The sequence below is a fragment of the Neobacillus sp. PVCKKU3 genome (assembly GCF_058323225.1).
Window position 1 is genome coordinate 1 of record NZ_JBLVQN010000018.1, and the last position, 16,877, is coordinate 16,877.

Below are 16,877 nucleotides of genomic sequence, written 5' to 3' on the forward strand. Positions count from 1 at the left end.
CTTAATAAATAATGCGCCCGTAGCTCAATTGGATAGAGCGTCTGACTACGGATCAGAAGGTTATGGGTTCGACTCCTGTCGGGCGCGCCATCAAATTTAATAGTACGGGAAATAGCTCAGCTTGGTAGAGCACTTGGTTTGGGACCAAGGGGTCGCAGGTTCGAATCCTGTTTTCCCGACCATTTTAATGGGGCCTTAGCTCAGCTGGGAGAGCGCCTGCTTTGCACGCAGGAGGTCAGCGGTTCGATCCCGCTAGGCTCCACCATAAGATTTAAATATGTAATTTGGCGGTGTAGCTCAGCTGGCTAGAGCGTACGGTTCATACCCGTAAGGTCGGGGGTTCGATCCCCTCCGCCGCTACCAATTTATGATCTCGGAGGAATACCCAAGTCCGGCTGAAGGGATCGGTCTTGAAAACCGACAGGCGGGTTAAACCGCGCGGGGGTTCGAATCCCTCTTCCTCCGCCATATTAATTTAATGGTATTTATATTATCGCGGGGTGGAGCAACGAGCGTTGCTTCAATGAATAATCTGCGAGTTGTATCAATCCAGCTGCTGCTTGAATAAGCTTTCTGAGATTGATACAGTCCTACGTTAGCTTTTAGCATGACGTAAACTTAATACTTTCTTATTATCGCGGGGTGGAGCAGTCCGGTAGCTCGTCGGGCTCATAACCCGAAGGTCGCAGGTTCAAATCCTGCCCCCGCAATATATGGGCCTATAGCTCAGCTGGTTAGAGCGCACGCCTGATAAGCGTGAGGTCGATGGTTCAAGTCCATTTAGGCCCACCATCATACATAATTCTAATTGTTCCGCAGTAGCTCAGTGGTAGAGCATTCGGCTGTTAACCGAACGGTCGTAGGTTCGAATCCTACCTGCGGAGCCATTTTTTTTATGGGGAAGTACTCAAGAGGCTGAAGAGGCGCCCCTGCTAAGGGTGTAGGTCGGGCAACCGGCGCGAGGGTTCAAATCCCTCCTTCTCCGCCATAAATATCATGCGCCTTTAGCTCAGCAGGATAGAGCATACGCCTTCTAAGCGTACGGTCAGAGGTTCGAATCCTCTAAGGCGCGTATTTCACAGGGTTCTAAAGCCCGTCAAATCAACCTTCTATATCGTTTAGTGAAACGGTCAGTATAACGGTCATTTAAGAAATTACACCGATTATTGGCTTATTACTTTACGATATAGGAGGTTTTTTGTTATGACCAAAAGGAAAGGATTGTTAGATGTTGAAGTTGATGTAAAAGGATTATTAGATGGATTAACCATTACCAATACATCCGCTTCAAAGACTAAAATAAATCAGCCTGAGGTATTTAACGACTCGATGTTGATTTCTAATGCTCTTGAAACCATTACAAGGCAAATGAAGGTAAGCGGTAATAGAAGCCGAACTATAAGTGATTATGTCCTTCATGTAGAGCATTTTCAAAGCGTAGCAAATGTAAATCATGTTGCGGAAATTACAGCCGACACCATTTATAGATGGTTAGATAGTATGAATGTGAGCAACCAAACTAAATTAACACGCTTGAAATGTCTGAAGGCTTTCCTCTCCCGCTGTTTTGATAATGGTTGGATTGAATTTAAGTTTTGGAAGACCATTAACATTAAGGTTGACCAAAAGGTTAAAGAAGGTGCTACTGAACATGAGGTTAATGTATTGCTCTCCCTACTAGACCTAAGCAATTTCATTCAGCTTAGGGATGCTGTAGCCGTCCTAGTGATGTATAAAACAGGTATTCGAATAAATACATTGACCCAACTTGAGGAACGTCATATAGACTTTAATAACAATGTATTGAATTTGGATGGCAGCATTATGAAAAATCATCGGCAAATTAAATTACCTTTTAATGACCTACTGAAAAAGCTGTTAGATGTACTTATAAAACAAAATGCGGTAATTAGAAGGGAATATGGCAAGAAAAATAGCCTGATATTTATTACAAAATACGGTGATTGTGTATCAACCTCTCCAACACATAACAACATCCAGAAGCGGCTAAATAAGTATTCCAAAATGTACGGTTTGAAAAACATCAATCCTCATGCCTTAAGAAGAGGGTTTGCAAAATCATTACTTGATAAAGGTGCAAATGTGGTTATGATTTCGAAAGCATTGGGTCATAGTGATTTGGCAGTAACTACCAAATACTTATATATAGATGCCGATGAGGTTGCAAATAACCTTCGCTCTTATTTAGGGGGGAGTGACAATGAATAAGCAAATGAAACACATCGCCTATTATACGAAGGCAAGAACAACTTATAGAGGGTCTAGAAATTCATTTCGTCACAATCGTTTACTTATGTACAAAAGAATGTTGAATAAGATGATTAAAGCCTCCTTGTATTTAATATGACTACTTGCGACAGGGGCATGTACTCCTTCTCACCAGTGATGAAGATGGTAACTATGAAAAGATGAAGTCTTTTTAGCGAAGAGAGCAGTAACATAGCTGTTCTCTTCTATGAGTTGTAATTATTGGGGTATCCCATAATAGGATAAGTATATTAGTATAACTGTTTGGTGCAGGGAATAATAATTTTGATAATAGTACTTTTAATAATTTAATATCAAATCACTGATTTAGTAATAAACTGTATCGTTGAAACAGTATTTTCCATTAATGTAATATTATAGTTTGCACTATCTATTAATTATTGTAGTATATGAATATAGTAACTGGAAATGAGGGGGATTAAATGAAAAATCAAAAGGGAGAAGTTTATCTTATCTTAAACAAGATAAATTTCATGATTTTGTTTGGAGGGACTGGTAGAGAGGCTAAAACAAGATTAACGGAGCATGATAGTGACTTAAAAAAGGAAATTGAGAGAAATAAGCCCCTTCTACAAGATTATAATAGGTATGGCAAAGATGCATTTGTTTTTGAAAAGATAATAAGAAGTTATGACCATGAACTTTGTGAAAAGTTATTAATCGAGTTGTTTTCAAGGGTAGATAGGGTTTACAACAAGAGAGATAGGAATGGTGAAGAGATTAGAAAGATAGAAAGGGGGGAAGTAATAGTTCCTACAATTCTATATCAAGAAATTGAGACCTTTTTACAACTTTGGAAAGAACGATTACCTTACTATAATGAACTGCTGATTGAACTAGATGATATGAAAGCTGGATTTGTGTCAAAGGCAGAGAAGTTGTATCAAAGGGAATTTAAGATTAACTTCTTAACTTCAAAGTATAGTATCAATTCACAGAGGGTAGCTAAAGCATTGTTTAAAAAGACCGAAAAATTCGAAAGAGATTTTGATAAAGATTTATACGATTTTAATATTGCTGAATTAAGGCTTGTTCTTAAATCGCTGAATGCTAAGACTGTAAGAAGCCTACAAGATAAAATCTCAACGATAAAACAGTATATAGATTTTGCGATAGAGCGTAGGAAATCAAAATACCGGGTTAACTATGCTACAGTCTTTAATAGCACAGATAAAATTGAAGATTTACTTGATAAAGAAGCAGAAGAGAATATGATTTTCAACAGAGATGAAATCATGGATATGGCAATGTATGCAGATAATGCCCAAGATGGAGTTATCATTGGACTACTATTCGATGGTCTATCTCTTAAGAATGAATTTGAAGAACTTACAGAACTAACAATCGACCAATGTGATTTGGATGAAAAAGTAATTAGAATCAGTGAAGAAAGGGAAGTGCTTATTAGCATAGAAACAGCAATTCTAGTTAGAAAAGCATACGGTGAACCTATATATGTCAGCATCAATGGGGATAGCGCTCGTAAGTACAAGATTGCAGAGGGGAAGAATATCTTAAGAGGATTACGAGGTAAGGATAAGGTGAAGGGGCAAATAATCAACCAAAGACTATTACGCATCAGAGATAAGTTTGACTATCAATACTTAAACGCAACAACAGTGTCATACAGTGGTCAGCTTCACCTAGCCAAGAAACTAATGGATGAAGAGAAATTAGCATTAGACGATGCAATTGTAAAGGTTCTAGAAAGATTCGCTATTCCAGTGAATGATTCATCTAAATTCTACCTTCGAACAAGAATGGAAAAGTACTTAGACCAGTTAAATAAGAAAGAGTGAACAGTGTGTTCACCGCTTCTTGAAAGACTTTTAAAAATAATTAATTGGATTCTAAATAGTGGAAGATTGATTTACAGAAGAACATGAGCAGATATTACAAATAATTGAGAAGGTCGAACACATCATGAGGAAAATAAAGATAGATATAATGAAATGAGGAAGAGAAGCACTTCAGTTACATCGGATATTAGAAATTGAGGCAGCCATTCTGGTTGCTTTTTGTTTTATTAAATAACCATCACAGAATTTATACACAGTGTCATAATGAAAAAAATCATGGGTCAGCACTTCTATTCACACATTACACGGTGTAAAAGATTCCGATACGAGAAGGATATTTGATACCCTTCAAGCAATAAAAATACCACAATATTGTATACTTCTAAGCTAAATCCCGAAACGTGTTTCACATCATTTTTTTTTACCTTTATCTCTATTCTTGGCATGAATTTGGTATCGAGAGTATTAGTGAGAGTCAAGTGGTCAAATGGGTATTCAGCGATAGGAGGAAGTATCTGTTCTGAAAACGGTGAGGAAAAGTATCGTATGGGCGGATTAATAAGTCTCTTTCAGATAAGCCTTATCATCTATCAAACTATTGCAGAACGTGTCAAGGAAATAAAACCCCTCAATCATTAGATGAAGACAGCCTTCGTAAATTGTAATGAAAATGTAACAATTGGCCAAATTATGACCAAATCATTGATAATAGTGATTTGGAAGCGTTTTACTGAGTTCCTTCAACAGTAAGGTTTGGGTGTGATAGAATAATAGTGTTCGCATCGCTCACTGCTACGCCTCCCTACGGTCGTTGTTTGGGACGCTCCCAGCGGTCACTTCGCCACCTAAAGGTGACGACCCTATCAATCTCAACCTGTAAAAAATATTACCTAAAACGCTTGTAATTTCAGGGCGATTAAGGGTTTAAAAAAATCGTGCAACTTTTAATATAATATTATTATATATACCCTTAAATTTATATTACGACAAAAGATGCACGATTTAACCAATCTAAATCATTAGTCTTAAAAATTATTAAACTATGAAAGGGGAGAATTAAATGTGGTGTATCATCTGATGCACCGCCTCTATTGAAAAGGAAGATGAAAAGTGGAAAAAATATTTACATTAGCGGAATTGGTTGAGGAATACGGGACAGAGGTTCAAAAGGAATCATTCGAGAATAATGGGAATTTAAACAGACGTTCATTTGATTCAATAATCAAACGTGTTGAGCAAGATTGGGAATTCGTCAAAAAAGAAGGCAGAGGCTCGAAACGGAAAATCAAATGCAGTGGAAAACTTGAAGATAAAGCTATGAAGAAAGACGGTCGTGTAAGAAGCGGTCGTCAACAAGTTGAACATAGAATTCCAATGGATGTAATTGTAGCCACTCACTTAGAATATGATATGACGCAACAAGCAAGTATGAGTCTAGGAAAATGGGCAGTTGAATTTGGATTAATTACTGAACTTGAATATGACCTATTACGTTCTAGACACAGTAGTAAGCTTCGTCAGAAACACATCGATAAGGCTATACAAAGTGGAATCCTTGAAGAAGACCAAACGAAGCTATTAGATGAGTTTACACAGCACTGCCTTGAAATATATGGGCAATTGGTTAAGACCTTAGAACATATGAAAAAATGCGGTATCATCTTATTCTATGAGAACTGGATGGCATATGGCAAAGATGGGAAGGTCAGTATCAGTCCCGAAATTATGAAGAAGATTCTAAAGGCTAGACGAAAATTGATGAAGAAACATGATGTTGTTGAATTCAACCTAACTGCACATCGAAATGCTAAAAAGGTTAAAAACTTCAATCGTGAATGGAAAGAGGCATTAGCAGAAGTTAAGGACGAAAATGGTAATAAATTAGGAATCAAGTATTACTGGAAAGAATACGCAGTGATATTAAAGGCTTCAAGTAAAGCTGTACAGCGATATCTTGAAACATACTGTGTCGATTCCCTTGAAGCCTATGTCAATGATAAGGACCTATTCATAAACGAAAATGTAGCGGACTATGAACTAAAGCGTAAGGTTAATATCATGAAGAAGGCTGAGAAACGTCACAAGCAGAAGCTTCAGGAATACAAGGAGCAGAAAATTAGCTTTGCCACTACAGAAGACGAAAAATGGATTAGATTCTTCTACACACAACAGGAACTTGAGGATATTGTAGCAGGATATGACTTAGGCGTTAAGAGGTTGCACCTTCAGAATCTGTATATGGAGCGGATGGGACAGCTATTCGAATTGTATAACCTAAAATTCTGTCTAGAGCAAAAGTAACACTAGGTGGAAAGTCTTAAACAGCAGCCTCTCCTTTTTTGTATTTTGGAGGTAATGATTGAGTATAGTATTGGAATTAAGACTTTGTGAATTTTATTGAAAATAATGGAATTTAACCTATTGAAATTATTAAAAGGTAAAAGCGCTTGTGTTTACAATATTAATGTACGATAAAGGTGATTTGATGGATACTCTATTTAAAATCCATTTGTTGCTTGTTGCAGGTACAGTAGGATGTACTATAGCAGTTATATTATCAATTTTATTTGGTAACAGACCTACCCCCATTACCTTCGTTTTTCTTCCTCTTTGTTGGGTTTTAATGATTAAGACGAATGTTGCTTGGAAAATGCTTTGGGAAAAATGGACAAAAAAATAGTGTAGAGTCAATTAAGTATGTGTGTAAGTTTATCAAGCCAAAAGGAGTGTCTCTCAACGGGACGCTCCTTTTTTGTGTGGGAGCGGATGTTTGTAATAGCATACTCCGGATTAATAAAACTGTGATTTTTTTAAGAATAAAAAATCCGTTTCACTTCGTTCAACCGCTGAATTAATACTATGGTAAACTGAAAAATGATATTAGGTCTAATAAGATGGAAAGCTACGACACCAGATCGATGCTTTCCTTTTGTTTTTACTGCAGTTATTGATGATTTAGGTTAGTATGATTATTTAATGTTTGAAATTCAATAGGTGAAATGCTGTCAAAAGACTTAAAGTAAGATGCAATTTTAAAATCTACTAGGATACTTATTAATCAAATGATTCAGCTATTTCAATTATTTTCTGTTTTTCTAAATCTTTATCTTGGTAAAGTAAAATAAAATGATAATGAAGATTATCTTTTTTAAAAGACAAACTCGTAGGAAAGTGAAAGTTTGGATTAGGTTCCTCACGAATAAATACTTTAGCACCGTTTTTCAATTTGTATTCATATTCACCTTTAAGCTTACCTAGTTTATTTAAACTTACGATTATTGTGAGATTATTACCTTTAAAATTTTCTCCTAGATATTCCAGAGTTACTCTTGAATCATCTTCAACCTTACCGTACTTATGTGTAACTTTAAAAGGAATTTTTTGAGGGAGATTTACTTTTGCATTATATTTTTTTTCAAATTCTTTGGTTGCCACTTTTAAGCTGGTATATCCATTAGCTTCGTAAGCTTCTTCAGTAGTCATAGGTTTCTTTGTATAAAGTTTATCACTACCAACTGCATTGCCTGTGTCATTTAAAGTAAAAAAAATTACTAACCCATTTAATAAAATCATTAGTTTTTTCTTCATACCAACACCTCCATTGATGTTATGTTTATCTCTTTTTTAAGCAATATTCAAATTCTAATAAGTGTAAATCACAGTTTTGATTACAATCATTCTCAAAAGTTAATGATTAGAAATAATTTCAAGTTATTAGACACTGTTTCTTACTCAACTAACAGCTGCGTTTCTGTACCAACAAGAACGCTTTTTTGTGTTGCTAAAGGGATGTATCTCCTCAGAAGCTGAAAGGCTTTACTGCGTTTTCACATACTAATTGTAAAAATTGCAAATAATAGCATAACTAAACAATTAGAAATAAGGATGTGGTTATTATCAAGCTATTAAAAGTATTGGTTTTGTGTTCTGTTTTAACCTTTTCATTTTCATTCGAAGCAAAAGCAAAATATACTAGCGAACAGTTCCGAAAGTCATTTTTTCAAAATGGCTATACAGGTATTCATCAGGCATTAAAAGATAGCAGTATACATTTTAATCGCAATATTGAACTGCCAGTGCAATTACCTCCCATTGCTTTTACTCACAGCTTTGCAAGGTTAGGTGATATTGACGATAAACTTAACGATAAACTTGATATTGAATACATAAATAAAGATATCCCACAGAATCACTATAAGATTTTTGTCCAACCAGCAGAATACGGATTAAAGATTAAAGAGAGCCTTATTGACCAAAGGCTAAAAACAAAGGATGGCAGTGAAGCAATCTATAGTACCAAAGTTGTAGAGGGATTTAACCTCTTGTTATTCGAAAAAAATGAATTCCAGTATGTTTTGAGTAATGATAAAAGAATATCTAAACTAGTTACCCCAGAAATACTAATTGAAATAGCTAATTCCATTCCCTAATAAACGAAGACGATTGAGCATTGGTTTATTACATCCAATGCTTTTTTGTACCCCTTTTACTTTTCTGTAATGCCATAGGTTAGGGGGTAAAGAAAATACGCCTATAATGGCTTGGTGAGTCTATAAAGTAAAACTCCAGACAACGCCCAGACTGACTCCAAGAGACTTCTAAATTGAACCCTCCTCCCTCTAGCCCCCTTAAGATTAAGTTCATTTTCACAGATTGAATCTGAGGCATTTCCGTATGTTTATTGGTAAATGTATTGAAACAGAACTACCCATATACACAAACAGTCTTCGGTAAATTTCCGACACGACTCAAATAATGGATAAGTTTTAATGCGGTATAGTGATAAATTCAATAGAAATAAGCTAATGTTGTTCGAGACGAATCATCGTCAATGATTGTTTATCCAAATCGTACTACCTTTCATCATTCTTGTAATAAGAGTCATCCATACGTATATAACTGATTTTACCTTTATGTTTACAATTACTCAGAAGGTGCAAAAACTTGAAAGTTATTGCACTATTTTAGCAACCTTGCTACAATAAGCCTCACAAGGTGCATTAACTTAGTGCAATAAATAAATGGTGAATAGTGAGGATAATACAATGAAATATGGATATGCAAGGGTCTCAACAACAGGACAAGATTTAGAGGTTCAAATCCAAGCGTTACAAGCGGAAGGATGCGAGGAAATATATAAAGAGAAGTTCACAGGCACTAAAACTGATAGACCTGAGTTCAACAAGGTGCTAGAGGCACTACAAGTAGGTGACACATTAGTCGTAACTAAGCTAGATAGATTTGCTCGGTCAGCAGTGGAAGGTATCCAGACAGTTAAGTCTCTATTTGCAAGAGGAGTGAAGGTTCATATCCTTAATATGGGACTGGTGGAAAATACACCAACTGGCAGGTTGATTTTCAATATATTAAGTTCATTTGCAGAGTTTGAACGGGATATGATTGTAGAGCGTACTCAGGAAGGGAAAGCACTTGCAAAGCAGCGGGATGATTTTAGAGAAGGCAGACCTAGAAAACACACTAAGGCTCAAATACAGCATGCTCTAGAACTTCTCAAGAACCATACATATAAAGAAGTTGAAGCAATGACGGGAATAAAGAAGCGAACACTTATTAACAGAAAAAACGAACTGGAAGCGAAGCAATTGCAAGGGACTCTCTAAAGGGTCTCTTTCTTTATGTTGAGGTACGGGGGTGTATTTCCACATTTCACTGGAGTTATGGGCGGGAGATGGGGTAAGTTGGTTCATCCACGTACCATGAACATATTTGTACTTGCGATAAGCTTTTTGCAGGTAAGGGTTGTGTATGTAATATTTTGTAAATACCTGTTATAATTGTATTTTGATAAAGTAGGTAAACTATGTATTTTTGTGATAGAAATCACTTAGTTATTATATTTGTTGTTTATTGAAATCTATTATTAAAAGGAAGTAATAGTATGATTGATGAATATATAGCCAATTTGAAAAGATTAACTATTAATAAAGAAAAAGATAAGGTAAAAACATTTCTTCAACAGTTACCAGTTAATGAAAAGGGAATAGTTTTTGAGGATTATCTTAAAGAGTTATATATTGGAAATGGGTGGATAGCTGTTAGAAACGGTTCTAAAGATGATGCAGGAGCAGATGTTTTATTATTTCATCCAAAAACCCCAGACACCATTTCAATAATAATTCAGGCAAAAAATCATTCAAGAAGATTAACGTTTGATGATACGAAAATTGAATTAATAAAATTTGAGGAAAAATCTAAAACGAAATATAAGTGTAATAGTTACATATTGGTAACCATTGAAGGGTTTGTAAAAGAAGCTAAAGAATTAGCAGAGTTTAATATGCGATTAGAAAATTGGGACTATGTTGAAGAATTAATTGATAGTTATAGTATAAAAAAGAGGGATAATGAACCGAAGATAGAGTTATTAGCACATAATAAAAGAGCCTACGAGAAATCTAATGAACTCTCTAAACAATCCAAAAGGATAGCTGTTGTTCATGCAACAGGTACAGGTAAAAGTTATATTGTAATAAAATTCTTGTCGGAACATATTGGAAAAAGGTGTTTAGTTTTAGCTCCATCAAAATTTATCCTTAGACAAATAAAGTCAAAATTTCCATGGTCATTTCAAAATACTAAATTTATGACTTATGCAAAACTTGCAAGACTTTCAGAATTAGAAATAAAAAATGTTAAATATGACTTTATAGTCTTAGATGAATTTCATAGGTGCGGTGCTGAAGAATGGGGCAAAGGCGTTCAAAAATTACTAGACAATAATCTTGTTGCCTTTATATTAGGAACGTCAGCTACTCCAATAAGATATTTAGATGATAACAAAGATATGTCTGATGAATTATTTGATGGTAATGTTTCGTCAAATTTAAGCTTAGCAGATGCAATAGCAAAAAAAATATTACCTATGCCTACATATGTTACTGCACTTTATACAATCGATAATGAATTAAATAAACTAAAAGATAAGATTACAAGAAGTGAAGATATAGAAAAAGAAATTCATTTATTGCAGGTGTTGGAATATAAAAAAAAATGGGAGAAAAGCAGAGGTATCCCACCAATTATTAAAAAACATATCAAAAAGGATGAAAATAAATTTATTGTCTTTTGTGAAGATAAAAAACATCTAATTAATATGGAATGGTTAGTAAGAAAGTGGTTTACAGAGGCAATTCCAGATATGAGGGTGAGAGAATATCGAGTTGTAAGTGGAGATAAACAAAGTGATAAGGAATTAACTAGCTTTAAGTTAGCCAGTAATAGAAATGAAATACACTTGCTGTTTGCTATAGATATGTTAAACGAGGGTCTACATATTGACGATATTTCAGGTGTAATACTACTTCGAAATACCACCTCTCCAAGGGTATTCTATCAGCAAATAGGAAGAGCTATTCAAACAGGGAATATAGATAAAAAACCACTCATATTTGATTTTGTTAATAACTTTAACAACATTTGTGTAGAAAACTTTATCTCAGAATTAAGTAAGTCAAGAGAAATGGAGAGAAAAAAGAGAGCTAATTATGGATTAGAAGAGGACTGCCCAGAATTTACTATATATGATGAGACAAAAGAGGAAGTAGAATTTTTCAAACAAATTCAGTTACAGCTAAAAACTGGGTGGGAATACAAATATGAACAACTTAAGGAATATTACAAAACAAATGGTAACTGTATGGTAGCTCGTAGTCATGAAAATAAGCAGCTTTCATTATGGGTTGATGCGCAAAGAAAACTTTATAAAAAAGGATTATTAGGAAAAGAGCGGATAGATAAGTTAAATGAGCTAACTTTTGAATGGGGACCATATGAACAATGGTTGTTAAGGTATAGAGAGTTAGAGAGATATTATGAAGAGTTTGGTACTGCTAATGTTCCTAAAGATTATACAATAAATAATTTTAGTTTAGGTAGTTGGGCAAGTTGGATGAGGAGGTTATATAAAAAAGGGGAATTATCAAAAGAACAAATTGATTTATTAGAGGGCATTGGATTTAAATGGGAAACTATGCGTTCACAAAGATGGGATACAATGTATGAACAGTTGATTGAATTTAAAAAAGAGCATGGTCATTGTAATGTACCAAGACACCTAAGTAAAAAATTCACACATAATAATGAACTTGCACTTTGGGTTTCGAATCAGAGAAGGGTTTATAGGGAAGGTAAATTATCAGATGAAAGAATAAATAAACTATTTGAAATAGGATTCGATTTTGAAATTGAATATAGAAACCGAATTGCAAAAAAAACCGAGGAACGTATATCCGAATTTATTGAAGGAGGTAAAGAAGAACATCGAATGAAAGCGATAATTGAAGCATACCAACAAGGTAAATCTCTAGATGAAATTAGAACTACTCTTAAAGTAGGAACATCAACTATATATAAAGTATTGGAGCATAAAGGAATTCAGAAAAGAAGGTAATTTTGAAGCATTCTTTGTACCATTCTAATATGCAATGGTTAAGACAAAAACTAAAAAGAGAGAAATCCTTAGCACATGGGCTTTTAATTCTTAAAAATTATGGTTGATTAATATCCATGTTTCTATTGCCCCCTATGATTATTGATTTCAAATTGAGTTTAATTTGAGTAATGAAATTGTTTGCGTGAGATATAGCCCTTGCGTGAGATTGGTAGGAAGATTAATTTGAATAAGCACACTCTAGATTGTTGAATTTCAAGGTATTCCTATCTATAATAGAAAATAAGTCAAACGGTCTAAGTTCGATAAGTGACCGTTATACTGAACGGAAGAAAAAAAGCGATATAAAAAGGTTTACAGCAGGATAGAGCATACGCCTTCTAAGCGTACGGTCAGAGGTTCGAATCCTCTAAGGCGCGTATTTCAAACTTTGAGCAACTCAGTAGTATCATTGGTCTAACGAAGTTAGGAGAAATAACCTGAATGAATTTCTCCGAAAAAGTCGTTAAGCTAAAAACTTCCAAACAAGATGTTTGGAGGTTTTTTTTATGCAAATCTCAAGTATATTTTGAAGATTTCCTTCACTATTTATTCTGGAGGAGGATTGGTGCCAATTACTATAGTAGAGTCTAGTTCACCATAGTGTACCATCTGTGGTATTAGTCCATTTTGAGAGAAAATTTCAACGGTTTGAGGTGCCTGCATTTTGCTCGTCTCAATCAATAAGTGTCCTCCGGTTGTCAGCCAAAGGGGTGCTTCTTTTGCCACTCTTCGCTGAAGGTCAAGTCCGTCAACTCCCCCGTCGAGCGCCACATTCGGTTCATGGAGACGTGCTTCTTGAGGAAGCAGCATGATTTGGCCGGTAGGAACGTAGGGTGCATTTGCTACTAGGATGTCCACTTTCCCACGAAGTTCAGAGGGGAGAGGCTTATAAAGGTCACCCTCATATACTTGACCACCAAGACTGGTAACATTTCGGAGTGCGCAGCGAACTGCAGTAGGATCAATGTCGGTCGAATGCAACTCAATCCATCCCAGATCTTTGGCAATCGCGACACCAATTGCGCCAGTACCGCAGCAAAGGTCAACAACTGTGACTCCAGGTATAGAAAAAGCTACTGCCTGGTGGACGAGAAACTCAGTACGACGGCGAGGGACAAAGACTCCAGGTTCTACTGCGATCCTGTGCCCACAGAACTCCGCCCAACCGAGGACATACTCAAGTGGCGAACCGTTTATTCTATTATTGACCATATCGGAGAGAGCATCCCATGTCTGCGCCCCAGCAAGAAGAAGCTCTGCCTCTTCTTCAGCGAAAACACACCCAGCAGTCCGGAGTCGTTTGATGATACTCTTTTTTATTTGGTCATTAATAAGAAGCTTTTTTGCTATAAAAACCACCCAACCTTCATAAATGCTTTTTTAAATAGTTTAGTGGATTTTTCAAAAGCACTCACTATTTCGTTTGTGAGTGCTTCAATCTGTTAAAAATATGAAAACTTTGCCTGAATGGACGCGGAAATTTTAAGTTTACCAGGCTGTATCGGCGTTGCAGCTTCACTTTTGGCAAACATAGCCGTTTGCAAAGGAATGATTGGTGAAGTTTGGCTCAATTCCTGTATTGAAAAAGGCACCTTATTTAGCGTTACTCCCATTTCCTTTGTTAGTTCTGCAGCCTTAAATTGAGCATCATTGAGGGCAAGAGCCAATGCTTGACTGTAGTAGATTTGCGGATTTTTTACTTTAAATTCAATATTTGTGACAGTATTTGCCCCGTTTTTAACAGCAGTATCGACAATAAACCCTGTTTGTTCAATCTTATCATTTATGACTTGAAGTAAATGGACCACTCTATATCCTCGTAATGTTTGTTTACCATTTTCGTAATCATATACCATTTCGATTCGGTAATCTGCCGTTTTAATATTCTCCTTTGAAATCCCTAAGCTTCTGAGTGACTGTATCACTTTAGTCGTTTTTTCATTATTATCTTGTTGGGCATCTGTAAGATTCATATTCTCCGAATTCACACCTAATGTAACGATGGACATGTCTGGTGCCACATACACCGAACCTTCACCTGTTACTTCCAAGAAATTTTGGCCATTTCTAGAAAAGGCTCTCCATTCAGGCTGTGCCCGCACCCATGGGTTCTGATAATACATTTGAGCACTCCTTTCCTTTAAAACTCCCTCCATTCATTGTATTAAGAAGAGACGATTAAAATGGATAAAATATTCTCGCTGCCAACTATTATGAGGGTGAAGGTTATGTTTAATGTGGTTTTTACCTTTATTTTTTCGCTCTCAGTGCTTTAATTGCTTTTATGAGAAGAATAACATAGCCAGCCATTAATCCATATCCGATGACTAAAATGAGGATGGGCACATAGTCCGGGGTGGTGCCTGAATCGGTAGACATGCCGGCTAAAAAGAGTGGCGCTATCGGCAGCATGATGATGCCTGGACCTGCACCTACTACAAGCAGAGCCCCAAGACCAATCACAACCCAAGGCCAAATCAGTTTTTTCGTCTCATAAGAATGACTGTTTAATAGTTTTGGATCTTGCAAAGATTCAAGCTCATAGGCCTTTTTGGCCCGATTATAATCCCTCAGTGCATTGTACGCTCGCTTCATTCCCCAAATGATGACGCTGATAATGGCTAATGAAATGACTATAAAAATCAGCGAGAAGAAACTCAGTTCATTTGCTTTCCAAAAGGTCATGAAAATGATAAAGGGTAGACCAGGAAGAGACGTAAATAAAAATAATCCACCGCCAATGAGGACAACCCATGCCCATATTGGCTGCTGCTGGTTAGAAGGACGCATGACTAAACTCCTTTATTTCCTAGAATGCTTCTATCATAATATAATTGTGGTAAAAAATGAAATATTTTACTATAGTTGGGAGTGGATTTCATTTAGCTGGTGCGTACTGAAGAAAAACATAAAATAGGGAAGTGAAACATGAGCTATTTTGTCAAAGCAATAGTTGGTTTTATCATTTTAGATGCGTATTTGAACGTTGGAATTGCAGGAGCAGGTTCATTTTTGGTTCAGGTTGTATTGGTCCTCCTGCTTTTTCCGTTATTGAAAGGAATTCTGTTTTTAACAAAAAAGGATTTTCGAAGAATCGGAATCAGCTTTCATCCAAAATGGTGGAAGAATATGATGTTGGGGTTTGCGATTGGCTTTTCCTTTTGGCTAATCAAGTACGGTATCGAATATTCCTTAAATGGATATGAGATTATGGGAGCAATGCCGTTTTCTCAAATGATTCTTTCCCTGCTCATGATCATGCTGACGTTTTTCGTAGGTTCATTTTTAAACGATATCATCGTTCGGGGATATGTATTTGGTCATTTAAAAGGAAAAATACCGATGAAATGGGTGTTCATACTCTCTCTTGTGCTCTACGCGCTTGATGATTCGTGGAATGAAGGTCTCAGCCTCTCTAACACGCTCTTTTCCCTTCTTCTTGGCCTATCTCTCACCTATGCCATTTATAAAACCGGCAGCATCTGGGCTGACACCGGAATCCACTGGGGACTGAACGTCTGCTACGGAATTTTTAACGGAACACTTGGAAGTACTGGCGGGGGAATTATCATAACAAAAGACGGCCCACCATCATTGCTACTAGAATCTATCAGCTACATCATCCCGCTACTCATGTTCCTGTTTTTATATTTGGTGAGAAACAAGTTGAGGCATGGGGACGGTTCTCCTGCATCATTTTAGTAGAAATAAATAAATTGAGGCATGAGAACCGTCCCCATGTTTCATTTTTGAAATCCGGTTGGCAATCCTGTAATATTAGATAAATCAAATGGTGCTTGGATATGCGAAACGCACTAATTTTTTATTTGGAGGCCAATTGTGGATAATAACGATATTTTAATACGGCTTAGATATGCGCTGGAACTAAAAAATAAAGAAATGGCTGAGATCTTTCAGCTTGGCGGTGTGGATGTAACAGTGCCAGACGTAATAAAGATCCTCACGAAGGAAGATGATGAAAGCGACGACCAGCTCAAATGTAATAACAGTATGTTCGATTCGTTTTTAAATGGATTTATTGTCTATAAAAGAGGAAAGCAAGAGCCTAAACCAGGACAGCCTGAATCATCCGAACCGTCAATTAAGAAAAGTGCAAACGTTAATAATCTCCTGTTGAAAAAAGTAAAAATAGCATTAGCATTAACGACTGAAGATATGTTGGATATTTTTGAGGAAGCAGGAATCACGGTTTCAAAAGGGGAACTCGGCGCTTTATTAAGAAAAGAAGGCCACAAGAATTATAAAGAGTGCGGCGATAAATTCGCCAGGAACTTCTTAAAAGGGCTGGCGGTTAAGTACAGAGGATAAGCTATGCA

At 36.2% G+C, this 16,877-nt stretch carries 13 protein-coding genes and 10 tRNA genes; 19 read left to right on the forward strand and 4 right to left on the reverse strand.

Annotated features, from left to right (window positions below):
- The first annotated feature begins 13 nt into the window (after positions 1–13).
- The 14 genes from ACNQGS_RS13520 to ACNQGS_RS13585 all read left to right on the forward strand — a co-directional run bounded on the left by ACNQGS_RS13520 (position 14) and on the right by ACNQGS_RS13585 (position 6,768).
- Positions 14–90: transfer RNA gene (locus ACNQGS_RS13520), tRNA-Arg, on the forward strand.
- A 15-nt stretch (positions 91–105) separates the two neighbouring features.
- Positions 106–182 (forward strand) — tRNA-Pro (locus ACNQGS_RS13525).
- A gap of 7 nt (positions 183–189) precedes the next feature.
- A tRNA-Ala gene (locus ACNQGS_RS13530) sits at positions 190–265 on the forward strand.
- 21 nt (positions 266–286) lie between these two features.
- Positions 287–363: transfer RNA gene (locus ACNQGS_RS13535), tRNA-Met, on the forward strand.
- A gap of 12 nt (positions 364–375) precedes the next feature.
- Positions 376–468 (forward strand) — tRNA-Ser (locus ACNQGS_RS13540).
- A 168-nt stretch (positions 469–636) separates the two neighbouring features.
- Positions 637–710: transfer RNA gene (locus ACNQGS_RS13545), tRNA-Met, on the forward strand.
- A 5-nt stretch (positions 711–715) separates the two neighbouring features.
- Positions 716–792, forward strand: a tRNA-Ile gene (locus ACNQGS_RS13550).
- Between the two features lie 20 nt (positions 793–812).
- A tRNA-Asn gene (locus ACNQGS_RS13555) sits at positions 813–887 on the forward strand.
- Between the two features lie 10 nt (positions 888–897).
- Positions 898–988 (forward strand) — tRNA-Ser (locus ACNQGS_RS13560).
- 10 nt (positions 989–998) lie between these two features.
- Positions 999–1,072: transfer RNA gene (locus ACNQGS_RS13565), tRNA-Arg, on the forward strand.
- Between the two features lie 131 nt (positions 1,073–1,203).
- Positions 1,204–2,229, forward strand: a complete 1,026-nt coding sequence (locus ACNQGS_RS13570) for a tyrosine-type recombinase/integrase (RefSeq protein WP_491487768.1) — start codon at positions 1,204–1,206, stop codon at positions 2,227–2,229.
- A gap of 482 nt (positions 2,230–2,711) precedes the next feature.
- On the forward strand, positions 2,712–4,088 hold the full coding sequence (locus tag ACNQGS_RS13575) for a phage lytic cycle repressor MrpR family protein (protein WP_491487769.1): 1,377 nt from the start codon (positions 2,712–2,714) through the stop codon (positions 4,086–4,088).
- Positions 4,089–5,198: 1,110 nt separating this feature from the next.
- Entirely contained in the window at positions 5,199–6,389 is a 1,191-nt protein-coding gene (locus tag ACNQGS_RS13580) for a hypothetical protein (RefSeq protein ID WP_491487770.1), read from the forward strand.
- Between the two features lie 163 nt (positions 6,390–6,552).
- Positions 6,553–6,768, forward strand: a complete 216-nt coding sequence (locus ACNQGS_RS13585; protein WP_491487771.1) for a hypothetical protein — start codon at positions 6,553–6,555, stop codon at positions 6,766–6,768.
- 374 nt (positions 6,769–7,142) lie between these two features.
- Here the strand turns inward: ACNQGS_RS13585 and ACNQGS_RS13590 are convergent, their stop codons facing one another.
- Entirely contained in the window at positions 7,143–7,676 is a 534-nt protein-coding gene (locus tag ACNQGS_RS13590) for a hypothetical protein (protein ID WP_491487772.1), read from the reverse strand.
- A gap of 299 nt (positions 7,677–7,975) precedes the next feature.
- Between ACNQGS_RS13590 and ACNQGS_RS13595 the strand changes: the two genes are divergently transcribed.
- From ACNQGS_RS13595 to ACNQGS_RS13605, 3 genes are all read left to right on the forward strand, one after another.
- The gene (locus ACNQGS_RS13595) at positions 7,976–8,518 is read left to right on the forward strand and encodes a hypothetical protein (protein WP_491487773.1); all 543 of its coding nucleotides are present in this window, start codon (positions 7,976–7,978) and stop codon (positions 8,516–8,518) included.
- Between the two features lie 615 nt (positions 8,519–9,133).
- Positions 9,134–9,709: a recombinase family protein gene (locus ACNQGS_RS13600; RefSeq protein ID WP_491487774.1), complete on the forward strand. Its 576-nt coding sequence runs from the start codon at positions 9,134–9,136 to the stop codon at positions 9,707–9,709.
- A 278-nt stretch (positions 9,710–9,987) separates the two neighbouring features.
- Entirely contained in the window at positions 9,988–12,498 is a 2,511-nt protein-coding gene (locus ACNQGS_RS13605) for a Helicase associated domain protein (RefSeq protein ID WP_491487775.1), read from the forward strand.
- 588 nt (positions 12,499–13,086) lie between these two features.
- Here the strand turns inward: ACNQGS_RS13605 and ACNQGS_RS13610 are convergent.
- The 3 genes from ACNQGS_RS13610 to ACNQGS_RS13620 all read right to left on the reverse strand — a co-directional run bounded on the left by ACNQGS_RS13610 (position 13,087) and on the right by ACNQGS_RS13620 (position 15,330).
- Positions 13,087–13,872 (reverse strand): putative protein N(5)-glutamine methyltransferase, encoded by a 786-nt coding sequence (locus tag ACNQGS_RS13610; RefSeq protein ID WP_491487860.1) that lies wholly within the window; start codon positions 13,870–13,872, stop codon positions 13,087–13,089.
- 110 nt (positions 13,873–13,982) lie between these two features.
- The gene (locus ACNQGS_RS13615) at positions 13,983–14,663 is read right to left on the reverse strand and encodes an SIMPL domain-containing protein (protein ID WP_491487776.1); all 681 of its coding nucleotides are present in this window, start codon (positions 14,661–14,663) and stop codon (positions 13,983–13,985) included.
- A 127-nt stretch (positions 14,664–14,790) separates the two neighbouring features.
- Positions 14,791–15,330, reverse strand: coding sequence for a hypothetical protein (locus ACNQGS_RS13620; RefSeq protein WP_378580666.1), 540 nt, complete (start codon positions 15,328–15,330; stop codon positions 14,791–14,793).
- A gap of 138 nt (positions 15,331–15,468) precedes the next feature.
- On the opposite strand from ACNQGS_RS13620, the gene ACNQGS_RS13625 reads away from it, so the two are divergent.
- Both ACNQGS_RS13625 and ACNQGS_RS13630 read left to right on the forward strand, forming a co-directional pair.
- A complete protein-coding gene (locus ACNQGS_RS13625) occupies positions 15,469–16,242 on the forward strand; it encodes a CPBP family intramembrane glutamic endopeptidase (RefSeq protein ID WP_378580669.1) in 774 nt (257 codons plus the stop codon).
- A gap of 138 nt (positions 16,243–16,380) precedes the next feature.
- A complete protein-coding gene (locus ACNQGS_RS13630; RefSeq protein WP_378580672.1) occupies positions 16,381–16,869 on the forward strand; it encodes a YehS family protein in 489 nt (162 codons plus the stop codon).
- Positions 16,870–16,877: the final 8 nt, after the last annotated feature.

Bases quoted from the DNA above. Each gene is read 5' to 3' on its own strand.
- ACNQGS_RS13570 (WP_491487768.1), top strand. From the start codon at position 1,204: ATGACCAAAAGGAAAGGATTGTTAGATGTTGAAGTTGATGTAAAAGGA.
- ACNQGS_RS13575 (WP_491487769.1), top strand. From the start codon at position 2,712: ATGAAAAATCAAAAGGGAGAAGTTTATCTTATCTTAAACAAGATAAAT.
- ACNQGS_RS13585 (WP_491487771.1), top strand. From the start codon at position 6,553: ATGTACGATAAAGGTGATTTGATGGATACTCTATTTAAAATCCATTTG.
- ACNQGS_RS13590 (WP_491487772.1), bottom strand. From the start codon at position 7,676: ATGAAGAAAAAACTAATGATTTTATTAAATGGGTTAGTAATTTTTTTT.
- ACNQGS_RS13600 (WP_491487774.1), top strand. From the start codon at position 9,134: ATGAAATATGGATATGCAAGGGTCTCAACAACAGGACAAGATTTAGAG.
- ACNQGS_RS13605 (WP_491487775.1), top strand. From the start codon at position 9,988: ATGATTGATGAATATATAGCCAATTTGAAAAGATTAACTATTAATAAA.
- ACNQGS_RS13615 (WP_491487776.1), bottom strand. From the start codon at position 14,663: ATGTATTATCAGAACCCATGGGTGCGGGCACAGCCTGAATGGAGAGCC.
- ACNQGS_RS13620 (WP_378580666.1), bottom strand. From the start codon at position 15,330: ATGCGTCCTTCTAACCAGCAGCAGCCAATATGGGCATGGGTTGTCCTC.
- ACNQGS_RS13625 (WP_378580669.1), top strand. From the start codon at position 15,469: ATGAGCTATTTTGTCAAAGCAATAGTTGGTTTTATCATTTTAGATGCG.